This is a genomic window from Colwellia sp. KS18-150 (genome assembly GCF_057551365.1).
Genome location: NZ_BAAJMC010000029.1, coordinates 36,939 through 44,397, shown reverse-complemented (window position 1 = coordinate 44,397; position 7,459 = coordinate 36,939). Strand labels below are relative to the sequence as shown.

5 protein-coding genes are annotated in these 7,459 nt (G+C 36.6%); all 5 read left to right on the top strand.

The features are described 5' to 3' along the window. Window positions 1–85: 85 nt before the first annotated feature. Entirely contained in the window at window positions 86–1,282 is a 1,197-nt protein-coding gene (locus tag AC27IF_RS19170; protein ID WP_487055961.1) for a serine hydrolase domain-containing protein, read from the top strand. A gap of 23 nt (window positions 1,283–1,305) precedes the next feature. After that, window positions 1,306–1,833, top strand: coding sequence for a P-loop nucleotide/nucleoside kinase family protein (locus AC27IF_RS19165; protein ID WP_487055960.1), 528 nt, complete (start codon window positions 1,306–1,308; stop codon window positions 1,831–1,833). Window positions 1,834–1,989: 156 nt separating this feature from the next. Then, a complete protein-coding gene (locus AC27IF_RS19160) occupies window positions 1,990–4,575 on the top strand; it encodes a serine hydrolase (protein ID WP_487055959.1) in 2,586 nt (861 codons plus the stop codon). 157 nt (window positions 4,576–4,732) lie between these two features. Next, a complete protein-coding gene (locus tag AC27IF_RS19155) occupies window positions 4,733–5,617 on the top strand; it encodes a S1 family peptidase (RefSeq protein ID WP_487055958.1) in 885 nt (294 codons plus the stop codon). 208 nt (window positions 5,618–5,825) lie between these two features. Further along, complete coding sequence (locus AC27IF_RS19150; RefSeq protein WP_487055957.1) at window positions 5,826–7,286, top strand: amidohydrolase family protein; 1,461 nt, start codon at window positions 5,826–5,828, stop codon at window positions 7,284–7,286. Window positions 7,287–7,459: the final 173 nt, after the last annotated feature.

Sequence of the window (7,459 nt, the reverse complement as noted above, 5' to 3'; positions counted from 1 at the left end):
CTAATTAACTAATTAACTAATTAACTAATTAACTAATTAACTAATTAACTAATTAACTAAATGATTTTTTGAAGGCGACAGACAAATGATAAATATTAAAACTAATTTAGGGAGATTGATGTCTTTGTACAAAATGTTTTCTTGTACAAATTTTTCCTTTTTTTGGGCTTTGATATTAATTAGTGGCTGTGGAGGAGGTGCAAAAGAGGGTAAAAAAATAATTGATGTTACTCCTTCAGTTTACCAAGTTCCTGTAACAATGAATGATGGTTGGCAGACAGCGAATGCTTCTGACGAAGGAATCGATACAAAGAAGCTTGAGTTATTACTAGATGACATCCGCAGTCACCGCAATTATAAAATTGATTCTGTTTCCATTGTAAAAAATGGGAAATTGATTTTGGATGAGCAGTTTCGTACAAAGCTTGATTCAGTAGATAAGGATTATGGGAATAAAGAATTAAATCAACACTACATGGCTTCAGTCACCAAAAGTATTACCTCAGCACTTATTGGCATTGCATTGGAAGAAAAAGCAATTCATTCGACAGATGAAAAAATTCTAAATTATTTTACAGAATACGATGTAAATGCACTTGACCAATATAAGCAAGATGTATCAATTGAGAATCTATTGACGATGCAACATGGCTTCTCATTCGATGAGGGTAAAACAATGAAGAAAATTATGAAATCAAAGGATTATGTCAAAACTTTTCTTGATCTTCCTATGCAATTAGAACCTGGTACAAGGTTTGAGTACTCGTCAGGAGCATCGATTGTGCTAGGCGACATTCTTATAAAAGCAAATAGTATGTCCGTTGAGGATTTCGCCGATATTCATCTATTCACTCCTCTAGACATCGAAGTAAAGCTTTGGATGAAAACCCCAAAAAAACGCGCCAACACAGGGTATGGTTTATGGCTTTCTGCAAGAGATATGGCGAAATTTGGCCAGCTATATCTTCAGGAAGGAGTATGGAATGGTCAACAAATCGTACCTAAATATTGGGTAGCACTATCAACACAAAAGCATGCTGTTCCTATTAATGATCCCACCATGAATGGTTATGGTTTTCAATGGTGGACTCATTCATTTCGACATAACGAAAAGGACATTGCGACTTATTCGGCAATTGGTAACGGGGGGCAGTTCATTATCGTTTGCCCAGAGCTGGAAATGGTAACAGTGTTTACAGGTCATAGATACAACAGTTATTTCATATTTGAAACCATGGATAGGCTTATGAATGAGTATGTCATACCTTCCATCAATAATTAAATCTAAATCTTGGAAAGTAATTTATGAAAAAAGGATGTGCGTACTTCATAACGGGCCCTATTGGTGCAGGTAAAAGTACTTTATCAATTGAATTGGCAAGAGAGCAACGAGCAGTGCGGTTTTCACTCGATGAGTGGTTTAGAAAGCTTTATTTCAAAGATATGAACGGTATGCCAGAGATATCTTGGACTTTTGAACGGTTATCAAGGTGTGAAGATGTTATATGGTCTATTGCCATAGAAATTATGAATACAGGTACAAATGTCGTTTTCGATATTGGCTTACAACGTGTACGTGATAGAAAAAAATATAAAAAATTATGCGAAGATAATAATGTGCGCAGTAATTTTTATTTTATAACGGCTCCTTTAGATAAAAGAATAAAACGAGTAATTAAAAGAAACGAAGATAAAAGTAAAACATTTGAGTTTCCTGTTTCTTTAGAAATGATTAGTTTTACAGAACAGTTATTTGAGCCCCCAAATAATGAAGAGCTTTCTTTTATTTATGAGGTTAACACCGAGTTATGGGGGGAGCTTTATACCTACTAGTTTACCCTGCAAAGTATTGCTTTCGTAGTTAAAGGTTTGAATTTAATACATTGGCGAAACTAAGCATTACATGAATTATGCAAATCCATACAAACCAATACAATTTATTAATTTACAGTAATTGTAGACAGACAAACTAAGATAAGGTTTTTTATAATGTTTAAATTAAATGCTATTAAGTTAGCAATAGTTACAGCCATGACCATTGGACTTAGCGCTTGTGGCGGTAGTAGTTCAGGAAACTCGACACCAACACCAACACCAACACCGCCCCCAACATCAACTCAATTTGCAGAGTTTCAAGGTATATGGCACGACATTGGTAGTGGTACTGTTTATAACATCAATGAGACAGAAGTGTCAGAATATCACTTTAATAATTTTGGTTGTGTGGTTGCAGATACATTAGATCTCAACGATTTAGCGCCAGCACTTTCTGCATCTGACGACGGTACTCAAATAAGTGTTAATGGTTTTGCAATTAACCCTATTGTTTTAGATAAGGAAAGTACATTACCTGAAAGTTGCCAGACGAATCTACTTGATGAAACCAGCAGTGCTTTGGATAATTTTGATTATTTTTGGCATGCCTTTAATGATTACTATGGTTTTTTTGAAGAAAGAGGACTGGATTGGCAAGCGGTGTATGACACTTATCGAGCGCAGCTTAATGATTCGAGTACTAATGAAGAGCTTAATGCCGTTTTAGCAGAGCTTGGAAAGCAGTTTACTGATGGTCATGCTAGCTTAGAAACTGATGATGCTTTAGTCTTCAATGGCATTAAATATACTGGGCTTGATGAAGAAATATATCGCTCGCCGTTTGTTAATAGTGATGACCATTGGGCTGCACGAGCGCAATTGTCTGCGATACAACAGACAATGACTAAGTCTCATCTTGATGCACTTTACCTTGATAATGATACCAATGAGCACTTCTTGTGGGGTCTATTACCCAGCGGCATCGGTTATTTACGTATCAATCAACTTATACAGTTAGAACAGGCTAAAGTTGAAGATGGTACATGGTCTACTCAAGATGATATCGATTTTGTTAACCGTGTAATGCCTCAAGTATTATCTGATTTAGCAGGGACATCAGCAATTATTGTCGATGTGAGGTACAACAATGGTGGATTTGACCTTTTAGCCCAGGAAATCGCAAAATACTTTAATGACCAAGAACGTATTGTCGGTAGCAAGTACAAACGAAATAATACAGTAACAACTGACGCAAAAGACATAGTATTACCTTCGGTTGAAAGTGCATATTCTAATCCTGTATTTTTACTTGCAGGACAAGCTACGCATAGTGGTGCTGAAGTGTTTACTTTAATGATGAGCGAATTAGACAATGTTACGTTTGTTGGTCAACCAACTAACGGCATGTTATCAGACGCTTTAGAGTTAAGTATGCCTAATGGTTGGCAATTGAGTATGTCAAACGAAGCATACTTGAACGTTGAAGGAGAGCTTTTAGAGGTTTCAGGAATTGAGCCTGATATAGAGGTACCTTTATATTCTAGTACTGATGTTTTATATCGAAGTGATAGTGCGATTGATTTTATTGTCAACGAAATGGATGCTACAGCTAGCTTAACGTTGAACGAAACTGCATTAAATGAATACTTTGTTGGTGCCATAGAGCAGAAAAATATAGCCGGCATTTCTATTGCTGTTATTAAAGATGCTGAATTAGTTTTTGAAAATGGCTATGGGTACGCAGATGTTGAAAATGAAATACCCGTAACCGCAAATACCCCATTTACATTAGGTTCAACAACTAAAGCGTTTTTGGGAACAGCTATCACTCATCTAATGGAACATGTCGACTTTTCGCTTGATACACCATTAAGCAGCATGGGCTTAGGTTTTAACGTTGATAACCCGTATTTACAAGGTGAAGAGATTACTTTAAGGCACTTAGTTACACATACGTCAACAATCAATGATTCAGATATTTATGATTGTAGCTACTATTTGTTAAGTGATAGCAGTTCATTTTATAACACATTATTTGGTCAAGAGTTATGCCCAGTAGGCATTCCTACGGATAATAGAACGTTCTTAGCCGAGTATTTATCAGAAGATGGTGGGCTATTCCACCCTGAAAACTTTGTACAGGAAGAACAACTTCCAGGGGAAAATTATAACTATAGTAATGTAGGTGCTGGTTTAGCTGCCGTTGCAGTGGAGTCGCACTTAAGTATTGATTTATCTGCATATATGCAAGGTAATATTTTCACACCACTTAATATGTCTAATACAAGCTTCAACAGAGAGTCTTTTGGTTCTGATAATCCTTTAGGTAAAGGCTACGCACTAGATGCAGAAGATGAATTGATTGAGGTACCTGCTTATAGTTATCCAACGATTTATGATGGCGCTTTGAATTCTTCTGCGCATGACTTATCGCAATTTATGCTTATGCTAGTTAACGATGGAGAGCTTGGCGACGTTCGAGTATTAAGTGAAGAAGCTGTAGAACATATGATTTCATCACAAACGGAGGCTCCTTCTGATGCAAATGTACAAGGGGTGTTTTGGAGAACACAAGGGGCATTTACTGGGCATGATGGTAATGATGTCGGCGTCAATACTATCTTTCAATACAACCCTTACACACAAACGGGCGTTATTATTCAACTGAATACTACAGATGACCTATTAGGTAAAGAAGAAATGGATTCATACCTTTATTCATTGACAGCAGCAGCATACCGCTTTGGTTTATCAAAATAAGTTTAAGGCGTAGCCATAGAAATCATACTCTAATATTGCGATTTTTATGGCTTATCTACTATAGAAATAAACTAAAAAAGAACATATTGCTTAACCCAGTTTAAGTCAATAAGAGGTTATGTTTTCTATAGATTTAAATTAATTAGGAAGTCTAAATATGCTTAGAAGCAAAAATAAGTTAAAAATTTCAGCTCTAACTGCTGGGGTAATTATTACCTCATGTATAAGTTTTATTTCTAACGCCATGGTAATTAGGCATGATGTCGAAAAAGAAAAATACATCGCTAATCATGAACAATATAAAGCCATTTTTCCTGTGCATGATGATGGAAATACCAAAAACTGTGTAGCAACGTTAATTGCCCCGCAATGGGCGATTACAGCGGCACATTGTACCATTCTAATAGATAAGGATAATATTTCAGCTAACCCTCATTATGTAACTATAGCGGGTAAAAAAAATCAAATAATAAACTATATTTCACATGAAAAATTTGGTCGCTTTAATGTGACTAGAGATGAACAATTTCAAATAACTAGTGTCGAGCCAGCGACAGAACTCAACTTCAATTATGACATAGCTTTGCTCAAATTGGATCAACCAGTTAACAATGTAACGCCTCTTGCTATATATAAATATACATATGAAGTGGGCAAGAAAATATTGCTTTTAGGTTGGGGAGATTTCGGTACAGGAAATATAGGTATTGATGAAAAATCACCAGTTAACGATCGTAAGTTTCGTAAGGCTTGGAATCAAGTAACTAATGTTGACGCTAATAGATTCAGTTTTGAATTTGATGATCCTCGCTCTTCTAAATCTTTGCCGCTTGAAGGCGTTAACGGTCCTGGTGATAGCGGTGGGCCAGCATTGATTGAAACGGACAAGGGATATTCAATTCTAGGCGTTAGCTCTGGTGGAGACTACCCTAGTGATATGAAATCTGTCCCTGAACATACAGGGCAATATGGATGGAAAGAATATTACATCAGAACATCCACATTTAGTGGCTGGCTAAATTCGATCATGAAGGGCAATTAATCATTAGTTAACTTTAAAAAGTACATGCTTATATTTACATGTACTTTTTCACTTGTACTGAATAGAAATATTTTTGACTATGAGATATTAATGATGGTTGCGAATTCACTAAAAGGGCAGAACAATTCCAGCTCCCAAATTAAAAACACGTTCATTAGTATTTTATATAGTTGATATGTATTTTAATTATCCATTAAGGTTTGCACAAATGTTTAGATTGAATAATCCCCACTTTCTAATTAATTCGATTTTATTATTAAGTGTTACAGCATGTGGAGGTTCAGCAGATAAGACTGAACCCACCCCAACATTACCCTCGACTTCGACACCAACTCCGACCGTAGATTTTGCGGCACAGCTTAATAGTTGTGATGCCGAATTAGCTCAGCCTGCACCATTAGATGAGCTCCGAGCAATAGCGTTTGTTGACGTTAATGTAATTGATATGGAAGAAAATCGAGTTTTGGAACACCAAACAGTAATCACTGAGCGAGATAATATTGTTTGGGTTGGCGAAAGTGTTAATGCCCCATTAGACGATAAAATTGAGAAAATAGATGGTCAAGGTAAGTACTTAATTCCTGGATTGTCTGACATGCATATTCATAAGGCAAGTCGAGATCAACTTCCCGTTTATATAGCTAATGGCATAACAACTGTTCGTAATTTATTTGGTCAAGAAGGGCACTTAATGTTACGAAAAGAAGCAAATGAGGGGAGTATTCTTGGGCCAAGAATTATTACATCTGGCCCGATAATTGACGCAACTCCTGAGCGTTGGCCTGATAGCGATATCGCAGATACACCTGAAGAAGGCATACAAACTGTTAAAGAACAGTTTGAAGAAGGGTATGACTTTGCCAAAGTCTACAATAATCTATCCGTAGAAACCTATAATGCAATTATTGACACCGCTAATGAGTTGTCATTTCCCGTGGCAGGTCATGTACCAAAAGCTGTTGGCCTTGACATTGCACTGGCTTCTGGGCTGCAAAGTATTGAGCATTTTAGCGGTATTCCACAAAAGCTCGGATACAATCGTTGGCGTAATATTGATCCTCAACTATTTGAAGGATTAGCAGAAGAAATGTTAGGCTTCCCAAACAGCAGCTTTCTTCCAACTTTAGATGTATACCATACTTTCACGTTGAATGAGAGCGACATTTCGCAATTTCTAAAAGCACCACAAAGACGATATTTTTGTCAGCAAGATCTAACAAATGCTACCACTGAAGAACTAATTTCAGATTTGAAAAATTTAACCGCTTTACAGCAACAGCAACAGCAGCAATATGACAATGTTGCCGCTGCCACGCTAGCGTTTAATGACGCTGGCGTAAATATTGTTGCTGGGACAGATGTGGGGAACCCGTTATTGCTCGTTGGATATTCATTACATGATGAATTGGCAAATATGGTTGACGCTGGTTTAAGCCCTTATCAAGCGCTTAAAACAACAACTGTCAATGCGGCCAAAATGCTTGGGCAGGAGTCACACTGGGGAACAATAGCAGTAGGAAAACAGGCCGATCTTGTATTGTTATCTGAAAATCCTTTGGAAAATATTGAGGCTATTCGGATCAATTTAGGTGTCCTAACACGAGGTCAATGGTATGACGCAAATGAAATTCAACAAAGGTTAAATAATATCGCAGATTTGTATCAATAATAATTTGAAATAAAGTGCTTTAGAAACAGAAAATATACTTTGTGTTTCAGGCGCTTTGCCTTTTTTGTATTGATATTTAAATTTGTTCTTTAGTTAGCTAAAAGTGGCTTATAAGTGAACAAAGCTGCATTAGAATCGTCGATTACATTGAGGTATATAATCAATGTATTTTA